Below are 14,885 nucleotides of genomic sequence, written 5' to 3'. Positions count from 1 at the left end.
CCCTCCCCCTCTCACCGGTACTCCGAAAGCCTGCGGCCGATGCCCAGCATGGCACCCGCGGCGCCGAGCACCGCGAGTGCGGCCGCGCCGACGGGCAGACCGGTCAGCGCGTCACGGCCGTCGGTGGCCGCAGCAGTGAACTCCGCCTGCTCGTGCGCCAGGGCCCGTTCGAGCGCCGCGTCCACCCGATCGAAGGACGAGCCCGTCGACTCCTTGCCGCCGATCACCTTGGCCAGGGCGCCCGCGTAGTCACCGGCCGTGTCGGTGTCGGCGGCCGATTGGTGCCGGGTCGTCCACTCCGCCACGGCCGAGGAGGCGTCCAGCACCGGGGTACGGCCCTTGCCGTCGTCCGCGAGCCCCTCCGCCTCGCTCAGGGAGGTGCGGAGCCTCTCCATACCCGCCTTGTAGTCGGTCTCGTACTTGTCGTGTTTGCCGTCCGCGGTGAGCACTGCGCCGCGCGCAACCAGCGTCAGGTTCTCGTTCGCTCTGGCCTTGAGGCTGCTGATGCGGGCGTCGTTGAGCACCTTCAGCGACTGCTGGCCGTGCGCGCGGGCGTCGTGCAGTTCGGCCCTGGCCACGGTGTGCCCGATCGCCAGCCACAGCAGGACCACCGTGGACGCGGCGCTCGCCGCCAGCAGCCCGTGATTGAACACCCTGTTGGTCAGCAGGTAGTTGCGCCGCTGGGTCCAGACCAGGGTGCCCAGGGCCAGCACGCCGAACGCCAGTGACACGAACGGCCACAGCCGGGCCGCGTCATGGTCCTCGTCGAGGCGCTCCGTCTCCGCCTCGTACAGTTTCTGTGCCGCCGGCAGGAGTTCGGTGGTCATCTGCTGGTTCGCGTACCGCAGATACGCGCCGCCCAGGGGCAGCCCCTGGCGGTTGTTGGCGCGGGCCCGCTCGACCAGGCCGGTGTAGCGGGGCAGATGCTCGTTGAGCGCGGCGATGTAGTGGCCGGACTGGGTTGAACCGTCCGTGTTCGCCGCCGCCTTGACCAGCAGCCGGGAGGCGTTCGCGATGTCCCGGTGGTAGCGCTCCCGCATGTCCGCGGGCTCCTGCGCGCCTGCCAGGAAGCCGCTGGCCGCGGCCGTGTCGGCGTCCGCGAGCGAGCGGTAGATGCTCGCCGCGTCCGCGCTGAGCGGCTGGCTCCGGCTCACCACGTCATCGGCGGCCGATGACCGGTCGGCGATCTGGAAGGCGGTCAGGGCGCCGAAGGCCATCAGCAGTACGGCCAGTACGGCGCCGATGATGCGCAGCCGACCGGGCTCCGTCATGGCCGCGGCGCGCAGCCGGTCCATGTTCTCCGCCCAGGCGCGCCGCGGCGGGGCGGCGGCATCCGCGCCGACACCGTCGCCGGGTGGCGGCGGCACGGGGCTCCCGGAGGCGGCGGCCACCCGCTTCGGCGGCGGGCCGCCGTGCGCGGTGTTCCCGGACGGTGGGGCGGACTGCTCACCCGAAGGCAGCGAGCCGAGAGCGGACTGGGGCAGGGGCGTACCCCCGGGTGCGGGTGCGGTTCCCGGGGCAAGCCCGGACTCTGCTCCGGGGCCCGGCACGAGCCCGGTCACGGGCACCGGGCCCGGGTGCCCCGATGCCGCGGGGACGTGCCCGCCCGAGGGCACGGGCGAACCCGCGCTCGGCGTGTGTGTCACTCTCTGACCCCCCCTTGGTCATCGGCGGCCCTCTGCCCCGCGAGCCGGGAGACGACGACTGGATCTTCAGTCATCTCGCCCGTCCCGTCAATGGCGGGCGCTTTCCGCCGACCGCCACCGCTCTCCCTGCCCGGACCTGCGGCGGCTACACGCCCCGCACACATATGAATACGCCACCTGCCCAGGGCCGGTTCCCTCCCGGGTGGGGTGTCAGCGTCGGCGCCCGTCCTCGTAGTGGTCCCGCAGCCGCCGCTTCGCAGCCACCGGCACCCCCAGTTCATCCAGCCCGAGCAGTGCCGCACCCAGTACCCGGGGTGCGGCCAGTACCGAGACGGTGGCGTTCGGCGCGCGAACGGCCAGCAGTCCGGTGATCCGGGCGTCGAGCCGGGCATGCCGTGCCGCCAGCACACTGCCGCCGAGCACCACGGGCACCTCCTCCGCGGCGGACGCACCACCGGAGGCACCGACCCCGCCGGAGCCGTCGGCGCCGCCGAGCAGCCCGAGGCGGTCCAAGGCCACCGTCGCCATCGCGACCACCTCGTCAGCCAGCCGGTCCACGATCGCCCCGGCCACCCGGTCGCCCCCCGCAGCCACGTCGAACAGCAGCGGAGCGAACTCCAGGCGCCGCCCCCGCGGGACCCGGCCCAGATGCAGCGCCTCGATCAGCGCGTACATCGAGCCCAGGCCGAAGTGCCCCGGCAGTGCCCGTGCCAACTCCGTGGGCTCGCCCCGCCCGTCCTCGGCCCTCGCCGCGTACCACAGCGCCTCGTCGGCGAGCCCCGCGCCACCGCCCCAGTCGCCCGAGAGCCTGCCGAGTGCGGGGAACCGCGCCGTGCGGCCGTCCGGGAGCAGCCGGCGTCGGCGTCCGCCACCCCGCTGTCGAGGTCGTCGGTGGTGGTGACGGTCGCGGGATGGCCCTGCCCGGCGAGGATCCGCCGGGCCAGCCCGCCGACCGGTTCGAGCCTGTCCCCGGCCGGGTCGATGAGGATCAGCTCACTGAGCGGCAGGATGTCTCTCAGCCGGGCGAACCCGTCGACCAGTTCGGGGGTGTAGGTGGAGCCGCCGCCCACGACGGCGAGTTTCACGGGTCTCATGCAGCCGTCCCTACCCACCAGGCGACGGCGGGCTATGCGGGGATCACTTGGTCAGCGGGGAAGCCGCGACCGACTGCGGAGAGGTGCTCGACGCGTACGCGGACGGCGCGGCCATGCCCGCGGTCGGGTCCGCGGCCGCCTGTTCGTCTCCGGTCTGGGCAGGCAAGCCGCCGACGATCCGGATGCCCGCCTCGTCGAACGCCTGCTTGATGCGCCAGCGCAGCTCGCGCTCCACGCGGAGTGCCTGGCCTGGCATGGTCTTCGCGGAGACGGACACGGTCATCCGGTCCAGCATCACCTCGGTGAGGCCCAGGATCTCGACCGGACCCCACAAGCGCTCGTTCCAGGGCTCGTCCTTGGACATCACGGCCGCCGCGTGCCCGATGGTCTTCCTGACCGTGTCGAGGTCCTCGGTCGGCCGCACGTTCACGTCGACGGACGCCGTGGCCCAGCCCTGGCTCAGGTTTCCGATGCGCTTGACCTCGCCATTGCGGACGTACCAGATCTCCCCGTTGTCCCCGCGCAGCTTGGTGACACGCAGACCGACCTCGATCACCTCACCGGACGCCACACCCGCGTCGACCGTGTCGCCGACGCCGTACTGGTCCTCGATGATCATGAACACGCCGGAGAGGAAGTCGGTGACCAGGTTCCGGGCGCCGAAGCCCAGCGCCACACCCGCGACACCCGCGGAGGCCAGCAGCGGGGCGAGATTGATGTCCAGAGCGCCGAGTACCATCAGGCCCGCCGTGCCCATGATCAGGAACGACGCCACCGAACGGAGTACCGAGCCGATCGCCTCCGAACGCTGACGGCGGCGTTCGGCGTTCACCAGGAGCCCGCCGAGTGCGGTGCCCTCGACGGCCTGGACGCTGCGGTTCATTCGTTCGATCAGCTTGGTGAGGGTTCGGCGGACGAAGATCCGCAGCACCACGGCGATCGCCACGATCAGCAGGATCCGCAGGCCTACGTTCAGCCAGGTGGACCAGTTCTGCTCCACCCAGCTCGCTGCGTCGTTGGCCCGCTCCGCGGCCTCGTCGAGGGTGACGGGCGGGGTGGACGGATCGACGGCCAGGAACACGGCTGGGTACCTCCAGATCTTGCTGCGGCTTCACCACACTAACGGGGGATCCATCGTGACCCGAGCGTTATCTGCGAAGGAGAGACAAGGGTCACTCGGGGATGTTCCGGGCGTGAGCACGAGTCGGGGAGGGGTCGGCGATGTGGCCGACCACACAGAAAATCGTCCCGGCCCGTTACAGGTACGTAGTGGCGCTTCGACCAGGCAGGAGGAGAGACTGAGGGCAGATCGTCCCGGCGCGAGCCACGCGCCGCCGGCGTACAAGGAGGCATCCGTGCCGCATGTCCTGGTCCTCAACGCGTCGTACGAGCCCCTTGGCGTCGTACCGCTCCGCCGCGCACTCGTTCTCGTCCTCGAGAACAAGGCCGTCTGCCTCGAGGAGTCCGGCGCCTTCATGCACAGCGCCACCCGGGCGATCCCCGCGCCCAGCGTGGTGAGGCTCAAGCGCTTCGTGCGGGTCCCCTACCGGGGGCCCGTTCCTCTGACCCGGCGCGCGTTGTTCGCACGCGACGGAGGACGCTGCATGTACTGCGGTGGCGTCGCGACCAGCGTCGACCACGTCATTCCGCGCAGTCGCGGGGGCCAGCACGTCTGGGACAACGTGGTGGCGGCCTGCCGCCGCTGCAACCACGTCAAGGCGGACCGGCACCTGCACGAGGTGGGCTGGCGGCTGCGGCATCAACCGGCACCGCCGAGCGGTCTCGCGTGGCGGATCATCGGGACCGGGCACCGGGACCCGCGGTGGCTGCCGTACCTGCAACCGTACGGAGCGGATGATGTGATGGCCCGGATCGACGGCGTCTCAGCCTGAGACCGGGCCTTCGTGTCGCCCGGTCACGCCCGTGGCCGGGCGGTCCGCCGGACGGCCGCCTGGGCGGTGGCCGCAGTCCGCAGTCTGCCTGCTCCTTCCGGATCCCGGCGACCGGCCTCCCTCGTCGCTCCGGCGTCGACATCTGCGTGACCGACTCCGCACCGGCGGTCGGCCCGCGACCCATGCGGTGACGGAGGCGGCGCCGCCGCCCACCGTGCCCTCTTCGCCGGCTGCGCGCGTGTCCGCGCGCGGTGACAGCTCAACTTCCGCGCGTGACGCAGAATGTGACGCAGCACACGTTGAGGCGGGGCGTACGTCTGCGGCTCCGCCCAATGGGTAGGGCTGCAACTGACCCGTACGAACCCGCAGCCGACCTGAGGAGGCCCCTGTGGCCACGTCCGCCCCGCTTCGGTTCACCGCGACCCTGTCCAAACAGGTGCCCGGGCCGCTCACGAGCGAGCCCTCGCTCTCCATCGCCGCACCGCTGACCAGCGAGCCCCCGCTCGCTGATGCCCTGCCGCTGACCAGCGAGCCCCCGCTCACCGCAGCAACCCCCCTCACCAGCGAACCCACCGCCCCCGGCCCGGCCGGCGGCTCGGAGTCCCCAGGAGTCTGAATGGGCCTGGACCGCCTGGCCGCGTTGCACGGTGTCGCCACCACCCACTCGCCTTCACCTGGTGTCACCGTCCCGGTCCCCGAGGCCACGGTGGTCGCAGTCCTCGCCGCGCTGGGCGTCGACGCCTCCGCTCCGGAGGCCGTCCGCTCCGCGCTCTCCGCCGCCGAAGCCGCCGCCGCGGACCGACTGCTGCCGCCGACGGTGGTCCTCTGGATCCCGGCCGCCGGGCCCCTGGAACCCGCCGGGTCTCCAGCCGCCGGGCAGAGCACCCCCGGGGCGCCCGTCGCTCTTCCGCCCGGCACTCGGGTGCGAGTCCGGCTGGAGGCAGGCGGCACGCGCGAATGGCGGGAACCGCACGGCGCCGTCGGCGGTGTACCCCGTGCCGCAGGTGCGCTCACGGCGGAGCTGCCTCCGGCCATCGGGGACCTGGCGGCGGCACCGGACGCGGCCATGCTGACACCGGGCCTGCCCGAGGAGCCCGACCCGCGGGAGCCCGGCGTGCCCGGCCTGGTGCCACCGGCCCCGGCGGCAGCCCACGCCTCCCATGCCGAGGCTCCCTGGGCCCTGCTGCCCACCGGAGTGCACCGTCTGGACGTGCGGACCACCGACGGCCGCACGGCCAAGGCCTGCCTCGTCGTCGCCCCTGACGCCGCGCCCCAGCCGCCACGGCGCGCACACGGGTTCCTGGTGCAGCTCTACTCCCTGCTGTCCGGGCGCTCCTGGGGCATGGGCGACCTCGGCGACCTCGCCGAACTGGCGAGCTGGGCCGGACGTTCGCTCGGCACCGGGTTCGTCCAGGTGAACCCCCTGCACGCGGCCGTGCCCGGAGCGCCCACCGACCCCTCCCCGTACCGCCCGAGCTCACGCCGCTTCCCCGATCCGGTGCATCTGCGGATCGAGGACGTCCCCGAGTACGCCCATGTCACCGGCCCCGACCGGCTGCGCCTTGAGGCGCTCGCCGAGAAGGCGGCGGGACTGCGAGCCTCGGTGCTGGACAAGGGCGCGCTGATCGACCGGGACGCGGTGTGGGCGCTCAAGCTCCAGGCCCTGGAACTGCTCCACCGCGTCCCGCTGGGGCCCGGCAGGCGGGCCGCCTACTGCGACTTCCTCGCCGAGCGGGGCCAGGCGCTGGACGACCACGCGACCTGGTGTGCGCTGGCCGAGGTCCACGGCTCCGACTGGCACCGCTGGCCGTCCGGCCTGCGCGACCCCCGCTCCACGGAGACCGCCCGGGCCCGGGGCGAGCTGATGGACCGGGTCGACTTCCACTGCAGGCTGGCCTGGCTGACCGACGAGCAACTGGCCGCGGCGTCGCGCGCCGCCCGGGACGCGGGAATGGCCGTCGGTGTGGTGCACGACCTCGCCGTGGGCGTGCACCCGGGCGGCGCGGACGCCTGGGCCCAGCAGGACGTCTTCGCGGGAGGGATGTCGGTCGGCGCGCCGCCCGACGCCTTCAACGCACGAGGACAGGACTGGGGCCTGCCCCCGTGGCGGCCCGACGCCCTCGCTGCCTCCGGCTACGTTCCGTACCGGGGGCTCCTCCGGGAGCTGCTGCGCCATGCGGGCGCCCTGCGGCTCGACCATGTGATGGGCATCTTCCGGTTGTGGTGGGTGCCGATCGGCGCCGAGCCGACCGACGGCACATACGTCCGGTACGACGCGGAGGCGATGCTCGCCGTGCTGGTGCTCGAGGCGGACCGGGCGGGGGCCGTGGTCATAGGGGAGGACCTCGGCACGGTCGAGCCCGGCGTCCGCGAGGCCTTGGCGCGCCGGGGCGTACTGGGCACGTCCGTGCTCTGGTTCGAGCGCGACTGGGCCGGGTCGGGCCGCCCGCTGCCCGCCGGGGAGTGGCGGGAGGGGTGTGTGGCGACGGCCACCACCCATGATCTGCCGTCCACCGCCGCCCGGCTCAGCGGCGACCATGTGGCGCTGCGCCACCGCCTCGGTCTGCTGGCCCGGCCCCTGGAGCAGGAGCACCGGGACGAGTCGGCCGATGTGGAGCAGTGGCTGGCGTATCTGGCCAGGCTGGGACTGCTGCCCGAGGGCAGGCTCGACGAGGAGGGCGGCATCCGCGCCGTCTACCGGTTCCTGCTCCGCACGCCGGCGCGGATGGTGGGTGTCTGGCTGCCGGACGCCGTGGGGGACCGAAGACCGCAGAACCTCCCGGGCACCTGGGACCAGTACCCGAACTGGCGGCTGCCCGTCGCCGACTCGGGTGGGCGTCCGCTGCCCCTTGAGGCGCTGGCGGCGTCGCCGCGGCTGCATGCCCTGATGGAGGTGTTCCGGCAGCGGCCCGCGACCGGCCCAGCGGGGGAGGTCTCCCATACGGGCACCCCGGGCGCGCGGCCCGCTTAGTGGTTCGCTACGTTTGCACCGTGGACAAGAAGAACGCCCTGCGCGCCGGCGCCGTCGCGGCCGGTACGACGCTGATGATGTTGCTCATGTCGTCCCCGGCGCTCGCGCTGACCCGCGACGACGGTGACGACCCGGGTCCCGGCCTGAGTGCGGTCCAGACGGTCGGGCTGTACGTGGTGCTGCCGATCGTGCTGTTCCTGGTGATCGCGGGCCTGGTGATGGTGCTGGACAAGTCCGACCGGGCCCGTACCGCCCACAAGTAGGCCCCGGGCACGGCACCTGCTCGCCCAGCCGGACGCAGACACGCCTGAGGGCGCCCGACGGAAGCATCGGTCGGGCGCCCTCGGACGTTCCCGCGGGGGCTCGCGTCCAGGCCGCCACGGTCGACGGAGGCGGTCGGGGCAGGGCCGCCCCGGCCGCCCCGCTCCCGGCTGGGGGCGTCGGTCAAAGTCCCGCCGTGTACAGCAGCCGGTCGGGGGAGCCGGGCGACAGGTTGCGGATGGCCTTCTTGGTGGCTTGGCCGACCAGCCAGTCGCTGACGGCCTTCGGACTGGCGTCCGGGTGGGCGCCGCGGTAGAGCGCCGCCACGCCCGCCACATGCGGGGCCGCCATCGACGTACCGCTCATCTGGGTGCTGCCGCCGCCCAGCAGGGCCGACACGATCTCGGTGCCGGGGGCGTAGAGGTCCAGGCAGCGGCCGTAGTTGCTGAAGTCCGCCTCGGTGTCCGTACGGTCTACCGCGCCGACCGTGACGACCCGGGGAGTGCTGGCGGGTGAGGTCCGGCACGCGTCGTCGGCCGAGTTCCCCGCCGCGATGACCGGAAGCACACCGCGGGCGAAGACCGCGTCGGCCGCGCCGTTCACGGAGGGGGACTTGGTGCCGCCCAGGGAGGCGGTCAGCACGGCACGCGGTTTGGCGTTGCGGACCACCCAGTCGAGTCCGGCGATGATCCCCGACCAGGCACCGACCCCGTCGCAGTCGAGCACCCGCACACTCACCAGCGTGGCCTTTCTGGCGAACCCGTAGGTCGCCCCGCCCACCGTGCCCGCCACATGGGTGCCGTGGCCGTCGCAGTCCCGCCCGCGGCGTCCGTCGCCCACCGAGTCGAAGCCGTAGAGAGCGCGTCCGCCGAACTCGCTGTGCTTGTAGTCGATTCCGGTGTCCACCACGTAGACGGTGGTGCCGTCGCCTGTCGCGGTGGTGGCGAACTTTCCGTCCAGGGGCAGTTTCCGCTGGTCGGCACGGTCGAGGCCCCAGCTCGCCGCAAGCGCCGACCGGAGCGGTACGGACCCTGCACGCGGTGCGGTGTCCGCCCGCCGCCCGGGGGCGCCGAGACCTGTGGGAACGGCCGGGAACGAGTGCGGTCGACGCGGCGGCGTCCGGTGGACGTAGACCCTGGAGTCCTCTTCCACCGCCGCGACCCCGGGCACCAGACGTACCGCCGCGAGCTGCTCCTTGCTCAGGCGTGCGGAGAAGCCGCGCATGGCTTTGTCGTAGGTGTAGCGGGCCTTCACTCCGGCGTGCTGTGTGACGGCCGCGGCGTCGGCACCGGCCTCCAGGGAGACGATGTAGCTCCCTCTGAGCGGCTCGTCCGCCAGATGCAGCGGCGCGGGACCCGGTCTCGGTTCGGCCCCGCGGTCCTGGGCGGTGGCCGCGTGCCCGGGGGCGGTCAGGGACAGGGCGGCGAGCAGCGCGGTCGCCGCGCCGCGCGCGAGCAGTCGCATGGGTACTCCAATCGGGAAGATGATCACTTCGCCGTTCTTTTCGACCTGATCGAGCGACTGCTTGAGTCCCTGTCAATCGATACCCACATAGGGACGGTTGTGAAATCAACCACAACTTTGCCGTTTCTCGGTGTGGTCCGACGCGCGTTCGGACAGCCTCGCATGCAACGGCGGTAACCGTCGCTGACAGCCTGGACCCCTGACCACGGGTCTGTTTTGTGCTGCCGCGGCCTGGTTCACCGATCCCCCTGCACCATGTGAAAGGCACAGCAACGACCATGCACCACATCCTGAGGAGCGGCGGCCGGTTGATGACGGCCGCCGCCGCTCTGTGCGCCGTCACGGCGGCGTCGGCATCGCCCGCGGCGTGCCGACGAGCAGCCGACACGCGCACGGCTCACCGCGGATTGCGCCTCGGGCGAGGGCAAATGCACCTTCAACTCGCCCGTACTCGGCAAGGCGTACCAAGGGGAAGTTCCACCGGGTTCCGACGTGCTCTACGACTGCTCCAGTTCGGCGGCGACCCAGTCCATGGGCTGGAGCGACTCGGTGGGCGCAACGGACTCGGTGGGCGTCTCGGTCACCGCGGGCGGCAACATCGCCGGGATCGTCGACCTGATTGTGACGGCGACGTACAACCACACCTGGACGAGCACGCACACCGAGGACAGCTCGCTCACCATGACGGTGAAGCCCGGGGAAGTGGGCTGGATCTCCCGCGCCCAGGTGATGCAGAAGGTCTCCGGCACCTGGCAGACCCACTACGACAGCCCCAAGTGGGGTCATTACCACTGGTTCTTCGGCGACACCGTCACCGGTCCCGCCAAGAACGGCACCGACGGTGTGAGCAACGCCGTGGTCGTCGAGAGCCGCAAGATGACGAGCGCCGAGAAGCGGTCCTGCGCGGCCGGCGACAAGGCCGGAAGGGTCCTCGTCCGAAGTCGCTGACGGCATCGTGCGACGGTCCCCGCCCCCTCGCCACGTGGGGGGCGGGGACCCGTATCAGGAGGCGTGCGATGGGCGTGCCGCGAGCTCCCACCACCAGGCGATGGCAGGGATGTCGAGCGGCTCGTGACCGTCGTCGGCCGGGGTGTCGGTGAAGGTGGACACCGACAGCAGCTCGGGTCGGGACCCGAGGCCCCAGTCCTGGGCGCCGCGTATGTAGCAGGCCAGCCCTCGCAGGTACTGCCGCAGCTGCGGGCTGCCCCGCTCGGCCAGGCTCCCGCTCAGTCGCAGGAACAGCATCATCACCCGGTCGCGCTGACGGACTGCCAGCTTCAGGGCATCTTCGGGAGCGAGCCCGTGCTGCTGTTCGAGCACCCGCACGACGTTCAGGTGGCTCGCCTCGGCGCCGGTGCCGAGGCGCTCCCGGTGGTAGGAGAAGACGTCCCGGTCCCATGTGGTGACGAAGGAGGCCGACTCGGCAGCGGCGCGTACCGAGGGATGGTCGCGCTCATGGGGCTGGAGCTCATAGGCGTGGCCCATCTCCAGGAGGGGGAGCATCACGGAGGTCGCCCCGTTGTAGAGGCGCATCAGCGTGTAGTCGCCCAGGGTGGGCAGGGTGCCCGCACGCCGGTGGGCCGCCTCCCACACGACGGAGAAGAAGTACTCGCGCAGCGCGTCGCTCCAGCGGGCGGACTGGCCCGCGGTGCCGAACCGGTCGATCCGCAGCCGCAGGTCTCGAAGCCCCGCGGCGAGAGGGTCGTCGTCCATCATCGGCGCCTCGGGGTTCTGGGCGACCCGGATAAGCCGGTGCAGCAGCCCGACCGCGTCGTCGGCGCCGTCCCTGCCTGGCCTGTCCGGCACCTCGTCCACCGCGGCGAGCCACAGCATGAAGTCCGAGAGGACGGAGACGACCTGTTCGCTGCCTTCGGGCAGGATGCGGGCGCAGAGAGAGCCGAAGCTCCGCCCGGCGAGCTCGTCGCGCAGCTCCGCCGAGCCGATGCGGAAGGTCTCCGCCCACGCTGCCGTCTGTACGTCGATACCGGAGTGGTTCGGGTGGATCGCCGGGGCGATGGGAGAGAAGAGCGGTGGTACGGACAGCTCAGGCCCCACGTCGGCCTTCCTCTCGTTGAGTTGTTCGGTCGTGTGCCACTTGTTCGGTCGTATGTCGCAGGTGTGGTCGATGGCGCACAGGAAGTCAGGTGCAGGTCAAATCTCCAGATGCGGGTCAGATCCGCCATGGCGCTGGTTCCACGTGTCCGTGCCGCCCGTGCCGAAGGCAGGGGCTCGTGCCGGCGCGGTACCGCCGCAGCGCGGCGGTCCGCTCAGGACACCTGTGACATCGCGAGCGACTGGAGGTAGCGCATCAGGGTCAGCAGGACATCACGGCTGGACGCACGGTCCCGGGCGTCACACGAGATGATCGGCACCGAATCCGGCAGGTCCAGTGCGGCCCTGAGCTCCTCGACCGGGTAACGGGGCGCGCTCGGGAACGAGTTCAGGGCGACCACGAACGGCACCCCGCGCTCTTCGAGCCGGCCGATGACATCGAAGCTGACTTCCAGGCGACGGGTGTCCACCAGGACCACCGCGCCCAGTGCGCCCTCGAAGAGCCCGCGCCACAGGAACCAGAAGCGCTCCTGACCCGGGGTGCCGAAGAGGTACAGCACCAACTCCTCGTTGATGCTGATGCGCCCGAAGTCCATCGCGACGGTTGTCGAGGTCTTGCTGTTGACCCCGGCGGTGTCGTCGATGCCGACCCCCGCCTGGGTCATCGTCTCCTCGGTCGTCAGCGGGCGAATCTCACTCACCGAACCGACCAGGGTCGTCTTGCCCACGCCGAACCCGCCCACGACCACCACCTTGACGGCCGCGGCGGCAGTCACCGGCAGGGCGTCCTCGCTCCGGGGCCCTGCGGCCAGGGAGGGCTGCTCAGAGCTTTTGAAGTCCATGGATCACTGCCTCAATCAACGCGCGGTCGGGGAGTTTTGCGGCCGGGACGGGAGCGCGGGCGATCATCCGGTTCTCTGCGAGCAGATCGCCGATGAGGACGGTGACGACGCTGAACGGAAGGTTCGTATAGGCGGAGACCTCAGCCACCGATAACGGTGCCTGGCACAGCCCCATGATCGCGGTGTGCTCGGGTGGCATTCCGGGCTTCGGCTGGGACTTGGCCACTACCAGGGTGACCAAGTCGAGCCCGACGGGGGCCGACGAGGTGCTGCGCCCGCCTGTGATCACGTAGAGCCGTTCGGGGCTCGTCTCCTCCCAGCCGCCACCGCCAGGGTGGCTCACCTGGCCGCCCCTCCGCCGGTGTAACCGCCCGAGTAGGTGCTGTCGGCCCGCGGTGGGCTGGTCAGGTGTTCGCCGATGCGCAGGACGAGATCACGCATCCGCTGGCCCATCAGCCCGGCGTCGACTCCTTCGTCCGCGAGCACGGCGAGGAACGCCCCGACTCCCGCGGCCATCAGGTAGAAGAAGCCGCCGTCCATCTCGATGACGACCAGCCGCATCCGTCCCTCGCTGTAAGGGAGTTCGGACGCCACCGCGCCGGCCAGCGACTGGAGCCCGGCGCAGGCGGCAGCGAGCCGGTCGGCGGTGTCGGTGTCGGTGCCGTACTGGGCCATGCGCAGCCCGTCGGCCGAGAGCACCACCACATGCCGGGTCTGCGGTACCCCCTCCGCGAGGTCCTTGAGCATCCAGTCCATATTGGCCTGCTGCTGAATCATGGCTGCGTGTTCCCCTTGCTGACATCGGTGGACTCCCCGGAGAGACCGCTCTGGAAAGCGGCCAGCCACATTCCGGGCTGCACCTGAGGTGTGGGCTCGTGGTCGGGAGCCGAGGTCGGTACGTGAGCCGATGAGTCCGGTACGGACGCGGCGGTGTCCGGTGCGGGGGCCGTACCGTACGGGCTTCCGTTCGCGGCCGGGACCACCGGGTCGGGTGCCGCCGCGAGGCGCGACTTGCGGCGGCGCTGCGGCAGCCCGTTCGGTGTCCATTCGGCCACCACGCGCTCGCTGGACCGCGACACGATGGTGCCGTCCGACGACATGGGGCCGACCTCCGACGACATGGGACCGGTGGCCGGGCGTGGGTGCGCGTACGACTGCGTATGGGCGTCCGCCTGGGGCTGTGGGTACATCTCCGCCTGCGGGTGCGCCTGAACCGCCGCCTGCTGGTACATCTGCGGCTCGTGGCGCTGCGCGGGCACGAACGGGGCCGCGGGGGCCGACGCCGTGCGCGCGGTGGTCGGCGGGAGCGTCGTACGCGGCAGGGACGCGGCGCCGATGCCGTGTGCGATGCCGGTCGCGGACTCGACCCCGGTGATCATTTCCTGGGGCATGACGACGACCGCGCGGACACCGCCGTAGGCGGAGGAGCGCAGCGAGACCTGGAAGCCGTATGCCTGAGCCAGTCGGCCGACCACGGCCAGGCCGAGTCGCGGGGTCTCGCCCAGGTCGTTGAGGTCGATGCCCTGCTGGGCCTGGCGCAGCACCAGCTCGGCGCGGCGGCGGGTCTCCTCGCTCATGTTGACGCCGCCGTCCTCGATCTCGACGGCGATGCCCGACTGCACGTCCACGGCGGTCAGGTGGACCCTGGTCTGCGGTGGCGAATAGCGCGTGGCGTTGTCGAGGAGCTCGGCGATCGCGTGGATCAGCGGCTCCACGGCGGGTCCCACGACCGCGACCTCGGCGACGGTGTGCAGTTCGACCCGCTGGTAGTCGGTGATCCGCGACATGGCGCCGCGCAGCACGCTGTAGAGCGGCACGGCCCTGCCCCACTGACGGCCCGGGCGGGCACCGCCGAGCACGGCGATGGAGTCGGCGAGCCGTCCGATCAGCGCGGTGCCGTGGTCAAGCCTGAGCAGATCGCCGAAGACTTCGGGGGACTTGCCGTGCCGGTCCTCCATCTCCCGCAGCTGCTTGGCCTGCTGGTGGACGATGGCCTGCACACGGCGGGAGATGTTCACGAAGGCCCGCTGTGCGGACTCGCGCAGCTCCTCTTCGCTCACGACCGCACCTACGACAGCCTGGACCACGGCCCGGTGCGCCTCCGACGCGGAGACCGAGCTCAGCACGTCCTCCGGCAGTTCGCCCCGGTGCAGCCGGTCCATGGTGTCGGGGAGCAGCGAACCGGCGAGGTGCGCGCTCTCCGACGAGTGGCGGGCCAGGATGGCGTCCCGCTCGCGGAGCGCGCGACGCATGGTGTCGATGGTCTTGCCGCGGCGGTGGACCTCGAAGCCGACGACGGCGACCGCGATGGTGGCGATGGCACCGATGACCACGACGGGGACACGGGCCGGAGTGGGCACCAGCACCGCCGCGACGGCGGTGGCGACGGCTGTCACGGCGGCGGGCAGCAGCCACCCGAAAGAGGCCGCGGTGCGCGGGCTTCCACTTCCGGGCGACGATTCCTCACGGATCATCAGCACCCTCAAAAAGAATCGAATGGGAACGATCGCATGGCGACGCTGAGGGAGCATAGTCGTTCGTTGAGGGGCTTGTTGACGTCAGGTCAAACTTCAGACACTGACCGAATCGTGCCAGATGCGCGAAACACGGGAGCGCCCCGGACCGTCAGGTTCCGGGGCGCCCTTACTCGCCAGTAAGCAGAG

Annotated in this window: 13 protein-coding genes and 2 pseudogenes; 5 read left to right on the top strand and 10 right to left on the bottom strand. The window is 71.7% G+C overall.

The genetic code is table 11. The features are described 5' to 3' along the window. Positions 1 to 11: 11 nt before the first annotated feature. From V1460_RS29855 to V1460_RS29840, 4 genes and pseudogenes are all read right to left on the bottom strand, one after another. Positions 12 to 1,295 carry a hypothetical protein gene (locus V1460_RS29855; RefSeq protein ID WP_338678262.1) on the bottom strand — a complete coding sequence of 428 codons (1,284 nt, stop codon included), beginning with the start codon at positions 1,293 to 1,295 and terminating at the stop codon, positions 12 to 14. A 561-nt stretch (positions 1,296 to 1,856) separates the two neighbouring features. Beyond that, positions 1,857 to 2,498 (bottom strand): annotated as a pseudogene (locus tag V1460_RS29850) (hypothetical protein); the annotation flags it as partial. Positions 2,499 to 2,500: 2 nt separating this feature from the next. Then, positions 2,501 to 2,731 (bottom strand): annotated as a pseudogene (locus V1460_RS29845) (6-phospho-beta-glucosidase); the annotation flags it as partial. A gap of 52 nt (positions 2,732 to 2,783) precedes the next feature. Then, entirely contained in the window at positions 2,784 to 3,821 is a 1,038-nt protein-coding gene (locus tag V1460_RS29840) for a mechanosensitive ion channel family protein (protein ID WP_338676703.1), read from the bottom strand. A gap of 274 nt (positions 3,822 to 4,095) precedes the next feature. Here V1460_RS29840 and V1460_RS29835 point away from each other — a divergent pair, with 274 nt between their 5' ends. The 4 genes from V1460_RS29835 (at position 4,096) to V1460_RS29820 (ending at position 7,866) form a co-directional block, all read left to right on the top strand. Further along, a complete protein-coding gene (locus tag V1460_RS29835) occupies positions 4,096 to 4,632 on the top strand; it encodes an HNH endonuclease (protein WP_338676702.1) in 537 nt (178 codons plus the stop codon). Between the two features lie 388 nt (positions 4,633 to 5,020). Further along, positions 5,021 to 5,248: a hypothetical protein gene (locus tag V1460_RS29830; RefSeq protein ID WP_338676701.1), complete on the top strand. Its 228-nt coding sequence runs from the start codon at positions 5,021 to 5,023 to the stop codon at positions 5,246 to 5,248. Further along, positions 5,249 to 7,603, top strand: coding sequence for a 4-alpha-glucanotransferase (malQ, locus tag V1460_RS29825; protein WP_338676700.1), 2,355 nt, complete (start codon positions 5,249 to 5,251; stop codon positions 7,601 to 7,603). A gap of 20 nt (positions 7,604 to 7,623) precedes the next feature. Next, positions 7,624 to 7,866 carry a hypothetical protein gene (locus V1460_RS29820; RefSeq protein WP_338676699.1) on the top strand — a complete coding sequence of 81 codons (243 nt, stop codon included), beginning with the start codon at positions 7,624 to 7,626 and terminating at the stop codon, positions 7,864 to 7,866. Positions 7,867 to 8,047: 181 nt separating this feature from the next. Here the strand turns inward: V1460_RS29820 and V1460_RS29815 are convergent, their stop codons facing one another. After that, the gene (locus V1460_RS29815; protein WP_338676698.1) at positions 8,048 to 9,328 is read right to left on the bottom strand and encodes a S8 family peptidase; all 1,281 of its coding nucleotides are present in this window, start codon (positions 9,326 to 9,328) and stop codon (positions 8,048 to 8,050) included. A 492-nt stretch (positions 9,329 to 9,820) separates the two neighbouring features. On the opposite strand from V1460_RS29815, the gene V1460_RS29810 reads away from it, so the two are divergent. Beyond that, complete coding sequence (locus V1460_RS29810) at positions 9,821 to 10,276, top strand: hypothetical protein (RefSeq protein ID WP_338676697.1); 456 nt, start codon at positions 9,821 to 9,823, stop codon at positions 10,274 to 10,276. Positions 10,277 to 10,330: 54 nt separating this feature from the next. On the opposite strand, the gene V1460_RS29805 is transcribed toward V1460_RS29810, so the two are convergent. The 5 genes from V1460_RS29805 to V1460_RS29785 all read right to left on the bottom strand — a co-directional run bounded on the left by V1460_RS29805 (position 10,331) and on the right by V1460_RS29785 (position 14,696). After that, positions 10,331 to 11,383, bottom strand: coding sequence for a selina-4(15),7(11)-diene synthase (locus V1460_RS29805; protein ID WP_338676696.1), 1,053 nt, complete (start codon positions 11,381 to 11,383; stop codon positions 10,331 to 10,333). Positions 11,384 to 11,595: 212 nt separating this feature from the next. Continuing rightward, a complete protein-coding gene (locus tag V1460_RS29800) occupies positions 11,596 to 12,222 on the bottom strand; it encodes an ATP/GTP-binding protein (protein ID WP_338676695.1) in 627 nt (208 codons plus the stop codon). Next, on the bottom strand, positions 12,203 to 12,565 hold the full coding sequence (locus V1460_RS29795; RefSeq protein WP_338676694.1) for a DUF742 domain-containing protein: 363 nt from the start codon (positions 12,563 to 12,565) through the stop codon (positions 12,203 to 12,205). Before V1460_RS29795 ends, V1460_RS29800 begins: the two co-directional genes overlap by 20 nt. After that, positions 12,562 to 12,999, bottom strand: coding sequence for a roadblock/LC7 domain-containing protein (locus V1460_RS29790; RefSeq protein ID WP_338676693.1), 438 nt, complete (start codon positions 12,997 to 12,999; stop codon positions 12,562 to 12,564). Before V1460_RS29790 ends, V1460_RS29795 begins: the two co-directional genes overlap by 4 nt. After that, entirely contained in the window at positions 12,996 to 14,696 is a 1,701-nt protein-coding gene (locus V1460_RS29785) for an ATP-binding protein (RefSeq protein WP_338676692.1), read from the bottom strand. The genes V1460_RS29790 and V1460_RS29785 overlap by 4 nt, the downstream gene beginning before the upstream one ends. Positions 14,697 to 14,885: the final 189 nt, after the last annotated feature.

Origin of the sequence: Streptomyces sp. SCSIO 30461 (genome assembly GCF_037023745.1) — a bacterium.
Taxonomy (GTDB): Bacteria; Actinomycetota; Actinomycetes; order Streptomycetales; family Streptomycetaceae; genus Streptomyces.
Note: the sequence above shows the minus strand (reverse complement) of the source record. Positions and strands in the feature narration are given on the sequence as shown.